The following is a 16,526-nucleotide window of genomic DNA, read 5'->3' on the forward strand; positions in this document are numbered from 1 at the left end:
AACCCCCGGTCGCGTCGCCAGAAAGAGGTGGGCTTATGGGACTGCGTCCCGTCCTGCTGAACCGGCGCATGGCCGGCATCGCTTCGACGTCGTTCGCCCTGGTGCTCGGCGTGGCAACGGTCGGCCTGCTGCCGGCCGCCACCACGACCGCGAGCCCGGCGGTGGCCGCCGCCACCGCCGACGAGGTGTGTGAGGATCCGACGGGCACCCTGGCCCGCGCCAAGGGTGGCGGTGCCGTCGAGCACGATCCGAACCAGCTCACCCTCGCCCAGGTGCACCAGCGCGAGGCCGAGTTCGCCGACATCCTGCAGGAGCGAGCCAAGCGAGTTGGCCAACGTACGCTGAGCACCCAGGCCGCGGCGGCCTCGGTCACCATCCCGGTGGTGGTACACGTGATCCGCAAGGACACCACCCGGGCCGGCGGCAACATCCCCGACTCGATGATCCAGTCGCAGATCAACGTGTTGAACCAGTCGTTCAGCGGTGCCACGGGTGGGGCGGCCACCGCCTTCGCCTTCCAGTTGCAGAGCATCAACCGGGTGACCAACACCTCGTGGTACCCGATCCGGCAGGGCTCCACGGCCGAGCGGCAGATGAAGACCCAGCTTCGCCAGGGCAACAAGGCGACGCTCAACATCTACCTCGGTGCGCTCAGCAACAACCTGCTGGGCTGGGCGACCTTCCCGCAGAGCAGCCTCAACGTGATGGACGGCGTGGTCGTGCTGAGCGAATCGCTGCCCGGCGGCACCGCCACCAACTACAACCAGGGCGACACCGGCACCCACGAGGTCGGCCACTGGCTGAACCTGTACCACACCTTCCAAGGCGGCTGCTCGGGCAGCGGCGACCAGGTCGGGGACACCCCCGCCGAGGCCTCGCCGGCCAGCGGCTGCCCGACCGGCCGGGACACCTGCTCAAGTGCGGGCCTGGACCCGATCACCAACTTCATGGACTACTCGTACGACTCCTGCATGTACCAGTTCACCGCAGGCCAGGCCACCCGCATGATCAGCGCCTGGAACGCCTACCGCGCGGCATAGCGCGTTCGCAGCACCGCGTACCGCAGGTGCCGGCTCCGTGGGACGGGGCCGGCACCTGCGTGTGTGCGGGGTCAGGCGGCGCGGCGGTGATGCCGCCCGGAGTGGGCCGGGACCGGCCGGGTGGCCTGAGGTGCGGCGCCGGCCGGGTCGAGCCAGACCTGGACGGCCGGGCGGGACGCCAACTCGCTCGGCCCACCCACCGACTGCTCACGTCGGGCCAGCATCGCCACGTCGACAGTGAACTCGAAAAGGCGCCAGTCGGCGTGCGGGGCGGCCCGCGCCGCGAACGCCAGCCGGGCGACTGTGGCGTCGTCCGTCACGGGCCGGGCGCGCCCGGCTACGTACGCCTCGTCGTCGCTCTCCTCCGGCGGGAACGAGTGCAGCGCGTAGCGACCGTCGCGTTCCAGGTCGCGCCGCTTCGGTGAGTCGATCACGAAACAGTAGAGACCGTCATCGGTGATCACCGGGGAGACCGGGTGCACCCGGGGCCCGCCGTCGGAGCGGACCGTGGCCAGGTAGCCGAAGCCCGGGCCGTACTGCTGCATGAGAAGGCGGATCCCGTCGGCGAGTCGAGGCTCGTCAGCGGCGAATTCGGACCAGGAAGCCATGCGGACATCCTATCGAACACACGTTCGAAGCGGGTAGCCCGACACGCCTGTCGCATACCGGCAGCTATGGTGTGGCGATGCTGCTCTCCGACCGTGACCTGGTCTCCGAGATCAAGGCGGGCACCCTGGCGCTCGACCCCTTCGAGCCCACCCTGGTGCAGCCCTCCAGCATCGACGTACGTCTGGACAAACTGTTCCGGGTCTTCAACAACCACCTCTACACCCACATCGACCCGGCCACCCGACAGGACGACCTCACCTCCGCCGTCGAGGTGCCCGACGGCCAGGCCTTCGTGCTGCACCCGGGCGAGTTCGTGCTCGCCTCCACGCTGGAGGTCATCTCGCTGGGCGACCAGCTCGCCGGTCGGCTCGAAGGCAAGTCCAGCCTGGGCCGGCTCGGTCTGCTCACCCACTCCACCGCTGGCTTCATCGACCCAGGCTTCTCCGGTCACGTCACGCTGGAGCTGTCGAACGTGGCAAACCTGCCGATCACCCTCTGGCCGGGTATGAAGATCGGCCAGCTCTGCATCTTCCGGCTCTCCTCGCCGGCCGAGCACCCGTACGGATCGGCTGTCTACGGCTCCCGCTACCAGGGTCAGCGCGGCCCGACGCCGAGCCGTGCCTGGCAGAGCTGGCGTACCTGGCCCACCCGCTGACTTCGCGGGCGGGCCAGAGGTCGACGTCGGCCAGGAACCGGGCCACCGTCCCGGACGCCGCGCTAGCCGGGTCGTCCGAAGCTGTGCACCGGGCTGCTGTCGAGCCGTTTCATCTTGACCGGCTGACCCGCCCGGGAGGCGTGCACCACCCAGCCGTCGCCGACGTACATGCCGACGTGGTGCAGGTCCCGGTAGTAGAAGACGAGGTCACCGGGGCGTAGCGCGCTGCGGCTGACCGAGGCGGTGGCCCGACGTTGCCGCGCCGCGTTGTGCGGCAACGAGACACCGGCCCGCGACCACGCGGCCAACGTCAGCCCGGAACAGTCGTACGCGTTCGGCCCCTCGGCACCCCAGGAGTACGGCTTGCCGATCTGGTCGCAGGCGAAGGTGACCGCCTCGCCGGCCGGCCCGCCGGGATAACTGGCCGGGCAGGGGGCCGGCCGCAACGGCCCACCACCCCCGTTCCCGTACGCCCGCAGCCGGAGCCGCTGCAACCTGTCGATCTCGGCGTCGATCTGCCGTCGCTTCGCCGCGAGATCGGCCTCGGTGCGGGTGAGCTGACCGATGGTGCGGTCCAGCCCGGCCTTGGCCGCGGTGAGTTCGTCGCGCAGCTCACTCGCGTGCCGCACATCCTGCTGCTGGAAGCGGGCGTAGCGGTCGAGCAGGCCGAGCTGCTCGAACACCTCGCCCGGCGACCGGCTGCCGAGCAGCGTGTTGACGACCCGTACCTGCTCACCCTTGTAGGCACGGGCAGCGAGCTTGCCGACCCGGTCCAACGCCTCGTCCACCTGGCGTTGCAGCGGCGCGATCCGGCTGGCCAGGGCCTCCGCTTCGCGCCGCTTGCCGGCCAGGTCCTGCCGGGTGGCGTTGTGCTGTTCGATGACGGGTTCGAGCCGGTTCCAGTCCTCGTCGATCCGGCGCTCGATGTCGGCGACCGTCGGGTCGGCCCAGGCCGCCGCCGCGCCGCCGGTCAGCATCACGGCGGTCGCGGCCAGGACGGCAGGTATGCAGCGGTACCAGCGGAAGCGCGGCACAGCCGTCGGTCGGCCGGGCATCCCCGGCCGCGGTGACGGTGGCCGCGGGGCATGGTGTGCCACCGGGCTCAGTTCTCCCTCTCTCCGGACCGCCTACCGGGCTGTAGGACGGGCAACAGGAGTGGAATGCGGTGTGCCCCGCTCCACCGGCCTGTTGTCGGTCTCTCGCGGCTGATGGGTTCGGGCGGGAGGGGACGCCCTACCGCGACGACTCGCGGATTCACCCCGGGCACCTGGGCACCCGGCTCGCTCGTGAGCGACTCGGCGGTGTCGGACCGTTACCACCCGGGTGGGCGGAGCTGTCAGCGGGCCGACGATTGACCAGCGTAGGGACGATCAGCGTCGATACGCAACACAACCGCGCCATCACTGTGGGTGCTGACATCCGACAACGGCGAGGGCCCCCGTCACTTGACCGGGGGCCCTCGGGCGTTCCTGCGCGACCGCTCAGCGGACGCTGGTGACTCAGCCGGGTCGGCGGAAGCCGGCGAGCGGCATGGTCGTGATGGGCGAGACGTTCACCGGCTTACCAGCTCGAGCCGCGTGCACCATCTGGTTGTTGCCCAGGTATAGCCCGACGTGGTGCAGGTCGCTGAAGAAGAACACCAGATCACCAGGGCGGGCGTCGGAGCGGGAGATGGCCTTGCCCTCGTTCCACTGGGCACCGGTGAAGTGGGTCAGCGAGATACCGGCGGCCCGGTACGCGTACTGGGTCAGACCTGAGCAGTCGAACGAGTTCGGCCCGGTGGCACCCCAGACGTACGGCTTGCCGACCTGTGCGCAGGCCGTCTTGATGGCGGTCCGGGCAGCCGCGCTCACCACGTCCTTGATGGTCGGGCAGTTGGTCGTCTTCACGACGGTCACCGGCAGCGACTTCTCCAGCCGCTTGATCTCGGCGTCGATCTGCTTCTTCTTCGCCGCGAGCTGCTTTTCCTTCGCCTCCTGCTCGGCGATCAGACCGTCGAGCTTGGCCTTCTGGTCGTCGTACTTCTTGCGGATCTTCATGACGCCCTCGAGCTCGCGGCGCTCCTGCGAGGCGAGCCGGTCGAGCAGGGCCATCTGCTCACCGAGTTCATCGGGCTTCGCGTTGAGCAGCACGACGCCGAGTTCCTGGGAGGGTCCGGTGATGTAGTAGCGGGAGGCGAGGTCGGCGACCCGGTTCATCGCCAGCTCCGTCTCCAGAGCCAGCGGCTGAATCTTCTTCTCCAGGCTCTTCGACTTCTGCCGGTTGACCCGTAGCTGGGAGCGCACCTTGTTGTACTGCTCGATTGTCGGTTCCAGCTTCTGCCACTGCTTGTCGATCTGTGCCTCGATCTCCTCGACCGAGGGTGCGGCGTACGCGGGGGCGGCGAGCAGGCCGGCACCGACCGCGGCGGCGGCGACGAGGACGACCAGCCCACGCGCGGCCCTACGCAGACCGCTCGGACGGGATCGTCCCGGCGCGCGACGATGGAGGGGCATGGTTGCCACCGGCAGCGTCTCCTTTGCAACCGACCACCGGGCGTCCCGCGAGCGGTAAGAGGCGGGAACAGACGACCCACGGCGGTCGGTGCCTCACATTAGGGAAGGCGCGGTGGGGAATCAAGGCGACCAACGGCTCATTCACCTTTGCGCGACGGTACGCACACTAAGGGTGTCGGCCAATTCGTTACAGTTATGTACGTCAATGCAAAAACGGGGCGGGGCGACACCCGTGGAGGTGCCGCCCCGCCCGTTGCGTACGCGCCGGTCAGCCGGCCACCGGCGTGCTCTCCTCGGCGCCACCGACCCGCTCGGGCTTCACCGACCGGAGCAGCACGCTGGCCACGTCGATCACCTCGACCTGCTCCCCAGCGCCCTTGCCGTTCACCCCGTCGGTGAGCATCGTCGAACAGAACGGACAACCGACGGCGACAGTCCTGGCCCCGGTGGACATGGCCTCCTCGACCCGGTCCACGTTGATCCGCTTGCCGATCCGCTCCTCCATCCACATCCGGGCGCCACCGGCACCGCAGCAGAAGGAGCGCTCGCTGTTACGCGGCATCTCGGTCAGCTCACCCTCGATCGCGCTGCCCAGCACCTCGCGCGGCGGGGTGAAGACCCGGTTGTGCCGGCCCAGGTAACACGGGTCGTGGTAGGTGACGCCGCCGTCGACCGGCTGCACCGGGGTGAGCTTGCCGGTGGCGACCAGGTGGGCCAGCAACTGGGTGTGGTGCACCACCTCGAACTCGCCGCCCAGCTGGCCGTACTCGTTGCCGAGGGTGTTGAAGCAGTGCGGGCAGGTCGCCACGATCTTGCGCTTGGCCTTCTCCCGGCCCTCGAACGCCTCGTTGAGGGTCTCGACGTTCTGCTGGGCCAGCATCTGGAAGACGAACTCGTTGCCGATCCGGCGGGCCGGGTCACCGGAGCAGGTCTCCCCCTCACCGAGGATGGCGAACGAGACGCCGGCCTCGTTGAGCAGGGTCGCGACGGCCCGGGTGGTCTTCTTCGCCCGGTCCTCGAACGCACCGGCACAGCCCACCCAGAACAGGTACTCGAAGTCCTCGACCTCGCCGACCCGGGGCACCTCGAAGTCGAGGCCCTTGGTCCAGTCCTCCCGGGTGTTCTGCGGCGCGCCCCACGGGTTGCCCTTGTTCTCCAGGTTGCGCAGCATCACGCCGGCCTCGGAGGGGAAGCTGGACTCGATGAGCACCTGGTAGCGGCGCATGTCGACGATGTGGTCGACGTGCTCGATGTCGACCGGGCACTGCTCGACGCAGGCACCGCAGGTGGTGCAGGACCAGAGCACGTCGGGGTCGATCACACCGCCGGACTCCGCGTCGCCGATCAGCGGCTTCTCCGCCTCGGCGAGGGCCAGCACGTCGAGGTGGGCGAGCTGCGCGGCGGTGGCCTTCTCCTCACCGGTGAGGTCCTTGCCACCTCCGGCCAGCAGGTAGGGCGCCTTGGCGTACGCGTGGTCGCGCAGGCTGAGCACCAGCAGTTTCGGCGACAGCGGCTTTCCGGTGTTCCACGCCGGGCACTGCGACTGGCAGCGACCGCACTCGGTGCAGGTGCTGAAGTCCAGCAGCCCCTTCCAGGTGAACTGCTCGACCTGGGCGACGCCGAACTGGTCCTTCTCCGGGTCGGCCTCCTCGAAGTCGAGCGGCTTGCCGTCGCTCATCATCGGCCGCAGTGCGCCGAGGCCGGAGCCGGCCGCACCCGGCTTGCGCTTGAAGAAGATGTTGGGGAAGGCGAGGAAGCGGTGCCAGGCGACACCCATCGTCACGTTCAGCGAGATCACGATGACCCAGACCATCGAGATCGAGATCTTGATGAGCGCGGCGACGCTGACACCGGACTCCCAGCCCGGCAACAGGGCACCGACCGCGTGACTGAGCGGGGTGGCCCAGGTGGGGTACTCGAAGTGGTCGGTGGCCACCTTGAAGCCACGGATCACGAAGCCCATGACCAGTACGGCGAGGACGACCGCCTCGACGAAGTAGCCCTGCCACATGGTGGATCCGGTGAACCGCGACCGGCGTCCCGCCCGGTTCGGTCGGTTTGCCACCCGGATCGCGATCAGGACCCCGATGCCGACCACGCCCAGAATGCCGATCCACTCGGTGACCAGCCCGTAGAGCGTCCAGGAACCGATGAGCGGCAGCCCGCCGGTCGGCGACACCACCTCGAAGTACGCCTCAAGCACCAGCAGCGACAGCACGATGAAGCCGACCATCACGAACCAGTGCGCCGCGCCCACCACGCTCCAGCGGAGCATCCGGGTGTGCCCGGCGGTCTCGGCCAGCATGGTCCTGGTGCGGCTGACCTTGTCGCCGGACCGGGTCGGATCGGGCTGACCCAGCCGGATGACGGCCACCATCTTCGAGACCGCGCGTACCGCAAGCCACACCGCCACGGCGGTGATGGCGGCCGCGAGGATCGTGGTGACGATCTGGACGCTGCCCATCGAGTTGGCCTCCCGGTCTGCTGCCTGTCGAGCGGCTCGGCGACCGGGGTGTCGGTGCGATCGGTCGACCCAACGCCGCCGCACCTCAACCTGATCGGTCGATGACCTCGCTCCGCTCGGTCATGCAGTGCAGCCTACGCGCAAGGTTACCCAGCAGTAACGTGAGTCATCTCGCACTCCGGGCCACGCTGCCCTGCGCACACCTTAGGAGGCCGGCGGCACCACCGCTCGGGCGGGCCGCCGGTGGTGCCGGGCAGTCCTGGCGTCGAGCTGCGGGTCAGCGCCAGCGAGAGAGCACGATCAGCGACGCGACCATCGCGCCGAAACCGACAGCCAGGTTCCAGTACCCCAGCTCCATGACCGGGTACTCCTGCTCGGAGAGGTAGTAGACCACCAGCCAGCCGATACCGAAGACGATCAGCGACACCGCCAGGACCGGCAGCCACATCGGGCTGGGCTTGTTGGTGGCCGCGGTCGTCGCCGTCGGGCGGACGTCCGTAGGCGGGGTGTACACCTTCTTCTTGCGGACCTGAGACTTGGGCACGGCGCTCTCCAGAGGGGTTACGACCTCGTCCGGCCTGACAACCGGGCGCGAGGGCGACGGTCCATGGCCAATAATGTTCGACAGCTAGCGTAGTCCGGAAGACCCGTCCGATCCACGAATGAGGCGAGACCGGTACCGGGCAGCACCGGAAAACAGAGCAGGACGCTGTCGCTCCGGCCCACACCGGGCGGCGTCGGAGCAGAACGACGAGGGGGGACTGGCCCGTGGAGTACACGTCCGGCGCAGCGTCGTGGCAGAAGGCGCTGCGACGTCTCGTCGCCGGGCTGCTGCCCGGACGGCCACGTCAACGCCGACCGTTCTGGTCGGTCGGCGTACCGTTGATCGCCCTCGCGGCGGGTCTGCTCTTCACCACCACGGCCACCACGGCGGGCGGCACCGCCCTGCGCGAGGACCGCCGGCCCCAGCTGACCGAGCTGATCGAGGATCGTCGCGCGCAGGTGGCGGCGAACGAGGAGCGGGCCGCCACGCTGCGCGGGGAGCTCGAGAGCCGGACGGCCGTCCTCGCCAACTCCGACGGCCCGATCAGGGAACAGCAGCAGCGGGCCGCCGCCAGTCGGGCCGCCGCCGGCTTCACCGCCCTCACCGGTTCCGGCCTGACCGTCGAGCTGAACGACGCACCGCAGCTCAGCAACCTGCCCGAAGGGGCCACCAACGACGACCTGGTCGTCCACCAGGGCGACGTGCAGGCGGTGGTCAACGCGCTCTGGGCCGGCGGCGCCGAGGCGATGTCAATCATGAACGTGCGCGTCCTGGCAACCAGCGCGGTACGCTGCGTGGGTAACACCCTGCTCCTGCACGGGCGGGTGTACTCCCCACCTTTCAAGATCGTAGCAATTGGCGACCCCGCCGCACTCCGGCAGGCCCTCGCCGCTTCCGAGGGAGTCCGGTGGTTCAGGGACGCGGTCAACAACTACCAACTCGGTTACTCAGAGACCCCCGGCACCGTCACGGTGCCCGCCTTCGAGGACTCCACCACCCTGCGTTCGGCGACGGTGCCGGCGGTGCCGCAGTGAGCCCGCGGTGAGCCCGCACTCCGACGGTCGGCACCGCGACCAGACCGACGAGCCGACCGCCTTCCTGCCCAAGGTCGATCGGGCAGAATCCACAAGCGCCCGTGCCGCAGGAGCCTGGCCCGACCCGGTGCTGCCCACCCGGTCCGGGCCGACCCAGGCACCGCACGACCCGGCACCGGCCACGGCTCCGCGTCCGACCGACCAGGCTCCTGCCGGTGGTCGGGTACCGGACGGCCAACGGCCGACCAACTCCGGCCGCTTCGACGGCACCGCCGAGGCCAGCTCGCCTGCCGCTGCCGGCCGGTGGGACACACCACCGGCGGCGGATCCGCCTGCTCGGACCACAGCCGCGCCCGGCGCACCGAGCGGCTGGAACGCGGCACCGGGACCGGAGCGGACCAGCACGCCTCCGGTCGACCGCCGGGGCGCCAGCGGCCAGGCGCAGCCGACCGCACCCGCCGGGCGTTGGGACACCGCGCCGGTCACGGACCACCGGGCGAACCAGTGGGACGCGCCGGCGACAGCCGCGCGTAGCGCCAACCAGTGGGACCCGGCACCGGGCGCGCAGCGCGCGGCCGATCCGGGCCGCACGGCGAACCAGTGGGATGCCCCGCCCGATCCGGGTCGTGACGCCGCCGGCCGGCAACCGGGCGCGGGGAACAAAGACCAGTGGCATGGCGTACCCCTGCCGTCGGGTCAGCCGGACATTCCGGTGGGGCCGACGCCGTGGCGCGGCGCCTTCCAGCCGACCCGGGGCGCTGGTGACACCGAGCAGCCGGGCAGCATCCGGCCGGGCAGCGCGGACCCAGGTCACGCCGGAACCGGTCGCCCGGACGTCACCGGCCCCGTGGGTCAGCCGGGATGGACCGGGCCAGCCGGCACCCCGGCCGGGCCGGGGACTGCCGAGGCGAACGGCACCCCGCCGCCCTGGCCTGGCACCGGATCACCTGACCAGACTCGGGTCGGGACGGGAGCGACGCCGCCGAGCAGTGCTGCGACCTGGCCGCCCAGCGGGCCGGCGAATCCGCCCGCCGGGGCCGCGCACCCCGCCGCTGTGCGGCCGGCCACGCCACCGTCCGGTCAGTCACCACAGCCTTCGCAACCAACGCCGACACCGCAGTTCGGCGCACCCTACGGCGATCACGCACCGCGTCCCGACTCCAGGCAGGTCAACCAGGTGGCGCCGGCACCCCAGGCACCACGTCCCGGGTCCGGGCAGCCTGCCACCGCCGCGTCGGCACCGCACGCGCCGTACGTCGGGCCGCCGAGCAACGGCGGGCCGGCGCAGCCGCCGTATCCCGGACAGCCGGGCCCGAGCGGCCCGACGCAGCCGCCGCATCCCGCACAGGCTGGCCAGGACAGGCCGGCACCGCACGCGCCACGCCCCGGGCAGGACAGGCCCGCCGGGAACGGTTCGGCGTACCCGGTGCCCGGCCAGCCGCCGACGACGCCGTCCTGGTCGGCTGAGGGTCGGGGCACCCCGGGCGTCGAACCACCACGGCAGTCGACGGACCGCGCACCCGGCCAGGCTGACTGGTCCGGTGAGGGCCCGACCGCGCTGATGCCGAAGGTCGGCGACCTGGCCGGCCCGGCAGCCGGTGGCCGGGGAACGGAGCCGACCAGGGCGAACCGGGCGACGAACGGGCAGCCGGTGGCGAGCCCGGGGGCCACGGATCGTCCGGTCAGCCCGACCAGCCCCACCTCTGGCCAGCAGCCCCGCCCGGCAGCACCCGGCCAGTCCACGACACCGGGGCAGGCTTCCGCGTCCGGCCAGCCGTCCGCGCCGAGCCGATCGGCCGACCCGGGGGCCACCGCACTCATCCCGGCGGTCACCGGGGCCCGGCCGAGTACTCCGCCCGCACTGGACTCGACCGCCCTGATGGGTGCCGTACCCAGGCCGCCCAAGGGCGAGGAACCGTCCGACGGTGCCGACCAGCCGGCCGAGGCACCGAAGCCGCGCCGCGGCGATCGGGTGGTGCAGCTGCGCCCCCACCAGACGGGTGAGGGCTACAAGAGCGTCTACTCGGAGCTGACCCGCCCGTCGGTCTGGTCCCGGGTGCGCACAGGTCTCCGGTTCAGTGGCGAGCTGCTGATCACCTTCGGACTTGTGGTGCTGCTCTTCGCCGGCTATGAGATCTGGGGCAAGTCGGCGATCGTCGACGCCCACCAGGGCGAGCTGAGCGAGCAACTGGCCCAGGCATGGGCACCCGAGCCGGACCCGACGGTGGCGGCATCAGCAAGCCCGTCCGCCAAGCCCAAGCCGGCGGTGCACGGCACGCCGATCGCCGGCCTCTACATTCCGAAGTTCGACAAGGAATGGATCGTGGTCGAGGGAGTCGGCCAGCAGGACATCCGGTACGCGCCGGGCCACTACCCGGACAGCGCCGGGCCGGGCCAGGTGGGCAACTTCTCCGTGGCCGGGCACCGGAACCGGGCAACCTTCTGGCGGCTGGACGAGCTGCGCAAGGGTGACCCGATCCTGGTCGAGGGCCGGAACGACTGGTACGTCTACCAGGTCACCGAGAGTCTGATCGTCAAACCGACGCAGGTCGAGGTGGTGGCTCCGGTGCCTGGTCGACCGGGCGAGAAACCCACGAAGCGGATGCTGACCCTGACCACCTGCAACCCGAAGTTCGACAATTACGAGCGGCTGATCATTCACGCCGAGTTGACGCGTACCCAGCCGAAGGCCGAGGGACGCCCGGCGGAGCTGGGGACCTGACGATGTACGCCTGGATCTGGCGCAAGCTGCCCTTCGGGCTGCCCGGCAAGCTGGTCGGCAGCCTGCTGCTGGCCACCACGATGGTGGCGTTGCTGTGGTACGTGGTCTTCCCCTGGGCGGAACCACTGCTCCCCTTCGACGACGTGCAGGTGACCCAGGAGGACTCCGGCGTGCCGGGCGCGCCGGACGGTGACCTCGGCCCCGGGGACGAGGGCGCGGTCGACGACGCCCCACCGGGTGACGAGCACGAACTGCCGTACGACACCGACCGGAACAACACCCCGCCGCCCGACGAGGACGAGTGAGCCCGATGCGCGTCCTGGTGATCGACAACTACGACTCGTTCGTCTTCAACCTGGTGCAGTACCTCGGCCAGCTCGGCGTGGAGTGCGAGGTACGACGCAACGACGAGATCGAGGTGGCCGAGGTCGGTCGGGTCGGCGCGGCAGGCGTCCTGCTCTCACCGGGGCCGGGCACGCCCGACCGGGCCGGCATCTGCCTCGACGTGATCCGCGAGTACGCCGGCAAACTGCCGATCTTCGGGGTCTGTCTGGGTCACCAGGCCATCGGTGAGGCGTTCGGGGCGACGGTCACCCGCGCCCCGGAGCTGCTGCACGGCAAGACGTCGGAGGTCCACCACGACGGCACCGGCGTCCTCGCCGGGCTGCCCGACCCCTTCACGGCGACCCGCTACCACTCCCTCGCCGTGCTGCGGGAGACACTGCCGGCCGAGCTGGAGGTGACCGGCTGGACCGCCTCCGGGATCGTGATGGCGATGCGGCACCGCACCCTGCCGATCGAGGGCGTCCAGTTCCACCCCGAGTCGGTGCTCACCGAGGGCGGTCACCTGATGCTGGCCAACTGGCTCGCCGCCTGCGGTCACCCCGAGGCACTGGAGCACGCACCGGAACTGGCCGCCGAGGTCGACGCCCGCCGCCGCGCCGCCTTTGCCACCACCTGACGGTCAGGTCTCGCGGTCGTTGCGGCCGGCCGCGACGGTGCCACGGCACGGCGAGGGGGGTCACCGACCCGAGCAGCGGGCCGGACCGAGCCGTCGGGCGGTCAGCGGGCCAGGGCGTCGGAGATGGCGGGATCGGCGGGTGAGCTGACGGCCGGTGGCCGGTCGCGGATCGCGTCCCAGGCCGCCTTGCCGCTGGCCAGGTAGTCCCGCGCCGCTTTGCGCACCAGCAGGCCGGTGCCGCAGCCCGAGCAGCGGGCCGGCACCCCGTCGGCGTCGATCCCGACGTGCCGGCAGAGCGTCACCGCCCGGGACAGGTGGTAGGACTGGGTGACGATCAGGGCACGCTCGATCCCGTACACCTGGCGGGCGCGTAGGCAGCTGTCGTACGTGTCCAGGCCGTGCGGGTCGGCGACCACGCGCTGCGGATCGACGCCGAGCTGCTCGGTCAGGTGGGCGGACATGATCGCCGGTTCGTCGCCGGACTCGCCAGCACCGTCACCCGAGACGAGCACCACCCGGGCCCGCCCGCTGCGGACCAGCTCGGCGGCGGTCTCCAGGCGGCCGGCGAGCCGGACGCCCGGTTGCCTGCCGTCCTCCGTCACTGCGGTACCCAGAACGATCACCACGTCGGCGGTCGGTGCCTCGGTTGCCGCGTGGACGTGGCCGCGCGCTCCGGTGGTCGTCCAGAGCCAGGGCAGGCTGGCGACCAGCAGCGCGACGAGCGCCGGCACGGCCAGCCGGAGCAGGCGTCGCCGCCGACGCCGTGCCAGGTCGGCAGGCGGGATCGGTCCCGTCAATCCTCACCGAGGCGGAACGGGGTGAAGGACGGCAGGATCCCGCCACCGTCGCCACCCCCGCCGTCGTCGTCACCATCCGGCGGCGGGGTGGTCGGCGGCGTGCTTGTCGGCGGCGTCTGGGACGGCGGGTCCGGGTCCTCCTCTTCCGGCACCGACACGACGATCTTCACGGTGCTGCCCTTGGTCCGCTCGGTGTTGGCGTTCGGGCTCTGATCGACCACCCGCCCGGCCTGATCGGCGGGGACCTCCGGCCCGAGTTCGGGGTCGACCTTGAAGCCCGCGCGTTCCAGGGTCCGCGTCGCCTCCGCCTGGGGCAGACCGACCACCGACGGCACCGCCACGACGTTGCCCCGGGAGACGGTGAGGGTGACCTCGGTGCCCTCCGCGACCTTCTCGCCCGATGGCGGGTCGACCTTCAGCACCTGGTCCTTGGGTGCCGCATTGTCGACCTCGTCAAACTCGACCGTGAGATTGAGGTTCTCGAGCTGCGTCTCGGCGCTCTCGCGGGTGCTGCCGACGAGGCCGCGGGGGATTTCCACCTCGGGCTTGCCGCCGCAGATGCGTACGGTCACCGTGCTGTTCGGTGCGACCCGCTCACCGGGGGCTGGGGACTGGCTGGTGACCGTCCCCTCCTTGCAGTCCGAGGTGAACTCCGGCTCACCGAGTGCCGGCACGAAGCCAACCTGCTCGATCTGCTCGAAGGCGTCGGCCTGGCTCAGCCCGGTGACCGTCGGCACCGGAGCGTCCTGCGGGTCGTTTCCCTGGTTCAGCAGCAGGGCGGCGACCAGGGCGATCACCGCCAGCACGCCGAGCGCGGCGAACGTCGCGATCAGCCAGGACGACGCCTTGCGCTGGCGCGGGTCACCCACCCGGGCCGGGATCTGGCGGGTCTGCGTCGCACCCCCCGACGGGTACCCCGGACGGCCGGCCGCGGCCATCGCCACGGTCTCGTCCTCGCGCATCACCGGGGTCGCCATCACCGGCCGGCCGGCTGCCGCGCGGAGCAGGTCCGCCCGCATCTCCCCGGCGCTCTGGTAGCGGTTCAACGGGTTCTTCGACAGTGCCTTGAGCACTATCGCGTCGACCGCCGGGTTGACGTCCGGGTTCAGGTCGCTCGGGGTCGGCGGCGCTTCCCGCACGTGCTGGTACGCGACACTCACCGGGCTGTCCCCGACGAACGGCGGATGCCCGCAGACCAGCTCGAAGAGCACACAACCGGCGGCGTACACATCGGAGCGGGCGTCGACCGCCTCGCCGCGCGCCTGTTCCGGGGAGAGATACTGCGCGGTGCCGATGACCGCGCTTGTCTGCGTCATCGTGGTGGCGCCGCTGGCCAATGCCCGGGCGATGCCGAAGTCCATCACCTTGACCTGGCCGGTCTGGGTGAGCATCACGTTGCCCGGCTTGATGTCGCGGTGGATGATGCCGTGCCGGTGGCTGAAGTCCAACGCGGCGCAGATGTCCGCGGAGATCTCCAGCGCCCGCCGGGGTTGCAGCCGGCCCTCGGCGCCGAGCACCTCCTTCAGCGTGCGTCCGTTCACGAACTCCATCACGATGAACGGCAGCGTCTCGCCGGTCGGCGCCTGCTCCTCACCGGTGTCGTAGACGGCGACGATGGCGGGGTGGTTGAGGGAGGCGGCGTTCTGCGCCTCCCGCCGGAAACGCATCTGGAAGGTGGCGTCCCGGGCCAGGTCCGCGCGGAGCATCTTGATCGCCACGTCCCGACCGAGTCGCAGGTCACGACCGCGATGTACCTCGGCCATGCCGCCGTACCCGAGCAGCTCGCCGACCTGGTACCTGCCACCGAGCAGGCGGGCCTGCGCTGTCATCGCGTCTGTCGTCCTTCGCTCGTCGTCGTCTCGTCGCCCGGTCGGGGCTGATCCAGTCGACGGTACGCCGTACCGACCGGATCGTCTCGCCCGTCGGGCCGCAGCGCGTCGGACGTCACCGTTCGCACGGAAGCCCCACCCGGCGTGCCCGCGCCGAGGTTGTTCCGCAGTTGGTAGGAAATCACGCCGGAGCAGATAAGGACCAGTGCGCCAAGCATGATGACCAGGAAGACCATGCCGGATCGTGACCGTCGGGGCACCGGACGTGACGGTCCGGGCTGCGGAGCGTACCCGGATGGAACGGTTGCCGCGCCACGCGGGTAGCCGGTGGCGGCCGGTGCCACAGTGGTGGGGCGGTGCGGGGCCATCGGCGGACGGGCCTGCGGGTGGGCCGGCGGTTGCCGGTGCCCCACGGCCTGCGGGTGCGCGGGGGCCGGGGAGTGCGGGGCCGCGACCGGGGGCGGTGGCTGCGGTGGCGGAACCTGCGCGCGGCCCGGTGCCGGCGAGGCCGGCGCGGCGGAGATCGGTGCGGCCTGACCGCCGGCCCGGGCCTGCCGGGACAGCGCGGTCTTCAACTGCCGCGCCACACCGGCCAGGGCGGCGGCGCTCGGCCAACGGTCCTTCGGGTCCTTCGCCAACGCCCGCTCGACGAGCGCGCGGACCTGGGGCGGGATGTCGGCGGGCAGTGGCCGGGGCGTCTCCCGGACGTGCCGCATCGCGATGTCGAGGGGATTGTCCCCCTCGAAGGGTCGCCGGCCGGCGAGGCACTGGTAGGCGACCACACCGAGCGCGTAGACGTCCGAGGCGGGCGTGGCGACCTGGCCGGTGGCCTGCTCCGGCGAGATGTACGACGCGGTGCCGAGCACCGACCCGGCTGCGGTGAGCTGCCCGACCAGTTCCGACCGGGCGATGCCGAAGTCGGTGAGCACGAGCGTGCCGTTCGGGCGGACCAGCAGGTTCCCGGGCTTCACGTCCCGGTGCACGATGCCCTTCACGTGTGCGGCGTGCAGCGCGTCCGCGGCCTGGGCGACAAGCGCCATGGTCCGCGCCGGGGTGAGCCGGCCGACCCGGCTCAACGTGGCCGAGAGGGGATCGCCCTCGACGTACTCCATCACCAGGAAGGCGATGTGCTGGTCGTTGCCGAAGTCGTAGACGTCGACCACGCCCGGGTGGTTGATCGTCGCCATGGTGCGGGCCTCGCCGCGGAACCGCTCAGCGAACCCGGGCTCGTCCAGCAACGCCGGGAGCAGGCTCTTGACCGCCACCGTACGTCCCAGCACCTGGTCGGTGCCGCGCCAGACGTCGCCCATGCCACCGCTGGCGATCCGCTCGTCGAGCCGGTAGCGGTTACCGAGCTGCACACCGGGACTGAGCAT

14 protein-coding genes are annotated in these 16,526 nt (G+C 71.1%); 6 read left to right on the top strand and 8 right to left on the bottom strand.

The features are described 5' to 3' along the window. The first annotated feature begins 35 nt into the window (after positions 1 to 35). Entirely contained in the window at positions 36 to 1,040 is a 1,005-nt protein-coding gene (locus AB0I71_RS06130) for a zinc metalloprotease (RefSeq protein WP_357582154.1), read from the top strand. Between the two features lie 71 nt (positions 1,041 to 1,111). Here the strand turns inward: AB0I71_RS06130 and AB0I71_RS06135 are convergent, their stop codons facing one another. Beyond that, entirely contained in the window at positions 1,112 to 1,648 is a 537-nt protein-coding gene (locus tag AB0I71_RS06135; protein WP_357582155.1) for a pyridoxamine 5'-phosphate oxidase family protein, read from the bottom strand. Positions 1,649 to 1,725: 77 nt separating this feature from the next. Between AB0I71_RS06135 and dcd the strand changes: the two genes are divergently transcribed. Further along, complete coding sequence (gene dcd, locus AB0I71_RS06140) at positions 1,726 to 2,304, top strand: dCTP deaminase (RefSeq protein ID WP_099852533.1); 579 nt, start codon at positions 1,726 to 1,728, stop codon at positions 2,302 to 2,304. Between the two features lie 62 nt (positions 2,305 to 2,366). On the opposite strand, the gene AB0I71_RS06145 is transcribed toward dcd, so the two are convergent. From AB0I71_RS06145 to AB0I71_RS06160, 4 genes are all read right to left on the bottom strand, one after another. Further along, entirely contained in the window at positions 2,367 to 3,359 is a 993-nt protein-coding gene (locus tag AB0I71_RS06145) for an NlpC/P60 family protein (protein WP_357582156.1), read from the bottom strand. 444 nt (positions 3,360 to 3,803) lie between these two features. Further along, positions 3,804 to 4,814: an NlpC/P60 family protein gene (locus AB0I71_RS06150; RefSeq protein WP_357582353.1), complete on the bottom strand. Its 1,011-nt coding sequence runs from the start codon at positions 4,812 to 4,814 to the stop codon at positions 3,804 to 3,806. Positions 4,815 to 5,067: 253 nt separating this feature from the next. Beyond that, positions 5,068 to 7,263, bottom strand: a complete 2,196-nt coding sequence (locus AB0I71_RS06155) for a (Fe-S)-binding protein (RefSeq protein ID WP_357582157.1) — start codon at positions 7,261 to 7,263, stop codon at positions 5,068 to 5,070. 277 nt (positions 7,264 to 7,540) lie between these two features. After that, positions 7,541 to 7,807: a cell division protein CrgA gene (locus tag AB0I71_RS06160; protein ID WP_099848285.1), complete on the bottom strand. Its 267-nt coding sequence runs from the start codon at positions 7,805 to 7,807 to the stop codon at positions 7,541 to 7,543. Between the two features lie 224 nt (positions 7,808 to 8,031). On the opposite strand from AB0I71_RS06160, the gene AB0I71_RS06165 reads away from it, so the two are divergent. The 4 genes from AB0I71_RS06165 to AB0I71_RS06180 are packed head-to-tail and all read left to right on the top strand — an operon-like array spanning position 8,032 to position 12,524. Further along, positions 8,032 to 8,841, top strand: a complete 810-nt coding sequence (locus AB0I71_RS06165) for a DUF881 domain-containing protein (RefSeq protein WP_357582158.1) — start codon at positions 8,032 to 8,034, stop codon at positions 8,839 to 8,841. Between the two features lie 7 nt (positions 8,842 to 8,848). Next, positions 8,849 to 11,563 (top strand): class E sortase, encoded by a 2,715-nt coding sequence (locus AB0I71_RS06170; protein WP_357582159.1) that lies wholly within the window; start codon positions 8,849 to 8,851, stop codon positions 11,561 to 11,563. Between the two features lie 2 nt (positions 11,564 to 11,565). Further along, the gene (locus AB0I71_RS06175; RefSeq protein ID WP_357582160.1) at positions 11,566 to 11,868 is read left to right on the top strand and encodes a hypothetical protein; all 303 of its coding nucleotides are present in this window, start codon (positions 11,566 to 11,568) and stop codon (positions 11,866 to 11,868) included. Positions 11,869 to 11,873: 5 nt separating this feature from the next. After that, positions 11,874 to 12,524, top strand: coding sequence for an aminodeoxychorismate/anthranilate synthase component II (locus AB0I71_RS06180; protein ID WP_357582161.1), 651 nt, complete (start codon positions 11,874 to 11,876; stop codon positions 12,522 to 12,524). 101 nt (positions 12,525 to 12,625) lie between these two features. On the opposite strand, the gene AB0I71_RS06185 is transcribed toward AB0I71_RS06180, so the two are convergent. Genes AB0I71_RS06185 through AB0I71_RS06195 form a run of 3 tightly spaced genes read right to left on the bottom strand, consistent with a single transcriptional unit; the run spans position 12,626 to position 16,526 of the window. Then, positions 12,626 to 13,321 (bottom strand): ElyC/SanA/YdcF family protein, encoded by a 696-nt coding sequence (locus AB0I71_RS06185; protein ID WP_357582162.1) that lies wholly within the window; start codon positions 13,319 to 13,321, stop codon positions 12,626 to 12,628. Then, positions 13,318 to 15,150 (bottom strand): Stk1 family PASTA domain-containing Ser/Thr kinase, encoded by a 1,833-nt coding sequence (pknB, locus tag AB0I71_RS06190; protein ID WP_357582163.1) that lies wholly within the window; start codon positions 15,148 to 15,150, stop codon positions 13,318 to 13,320. Before pknB ends, AB0I71_RS06185 begins: the two co-directional genes overlap by 4 nt. Beyond that, complete coding sequence (locus AB0I71_RS06195) at positions 15,147 to 16,526, bottom strand: serine/threonine-protein kinase (RefSeq protein WP_357582164.1); 1,380 nt, start codon at positions 16,524 to 16,526, stop codon at positions 15,147 to 15,149. Before AB0I71_RS06195 ends, pknB begins: the two co-directional genes overlap by 4 nt.

This window comes from Micromonospora sp. NPDC049891, from assembly GCF_040660295.1.
GTDB lineage: Bacteria > Actinomycetota > Actinomycetes > Mycobacteriales > Micromonosporaceae > Micromonospora.

Excerpts from the sequence above, each read along its gene's own strand:
- AB0I71_RS06175 (WP_357582160.1), top strand. The coding sequence starts at position 11,566 with ATGTACGCCTGGATCTGGCGCAAGCTGCCCTTCGGGCTGCCCGGCAAG.
- pknB (WP_357582163.1), bottom strand. The coding sequence starts at position 15,150 with ATGACAGCGCAGGCCCGCCTGCTCGGTGGCAGGTACCAGGTCGGCGAG.
- AB0I71_RS06155 (WP_357582157.1), bottom strand. The coding sequence starts at position 7,263 with ATGGGCAGCGTCCAGATCGTCACCACGATCCTCGCGGCCGCCATCACC.
- AB0I71_RS06135 (WP_357582155.1), bottom strand. The coding sequence starts at position 1,648 with ATGGCTTCCTGGTCCGAATTCGCCGCTGACGAGCCTCGACTCGCCGAC.
- AB0I71_RS06145 (WP_357582156.1), bottom strand. The coding sequence starts at position 3,359 with ATGCCCGGCCGACCGACGGCTGTGCCGCGCTTCCGCTGGTACCGCTGC.
- AB0I71_RS06195 (WP_357582164.1), bottom strand. The coding sequence starts at position 16,526 with ATGCTCAGTCCCGGTGTGCAGCTCGGTAACCGCTACCGGCTCGACGAG.
- dcd (WP_099852533.1), top strand. The coding sequence starts at position 1,726 with ATGCTGCTCTCCGACCGTGACCTGGTCTCCGAGATCAAGGCGGGCACC.
- AB0I71_RS06130 (WP_357582154.1), top strand. The coding sequence starts at position 36 with ATGGGACTGCGTCCCGTCCTGCTGAACCGGCGCATGGCCGGCATCGCT.
- AB0I71_RS06180 (WP_357582161.1), top strand. The coding sequence starts at position 11,874 with ATGCGCGTCCTGGTGATCGACAACTACGACTCGTTCGTCTTCAACCTG.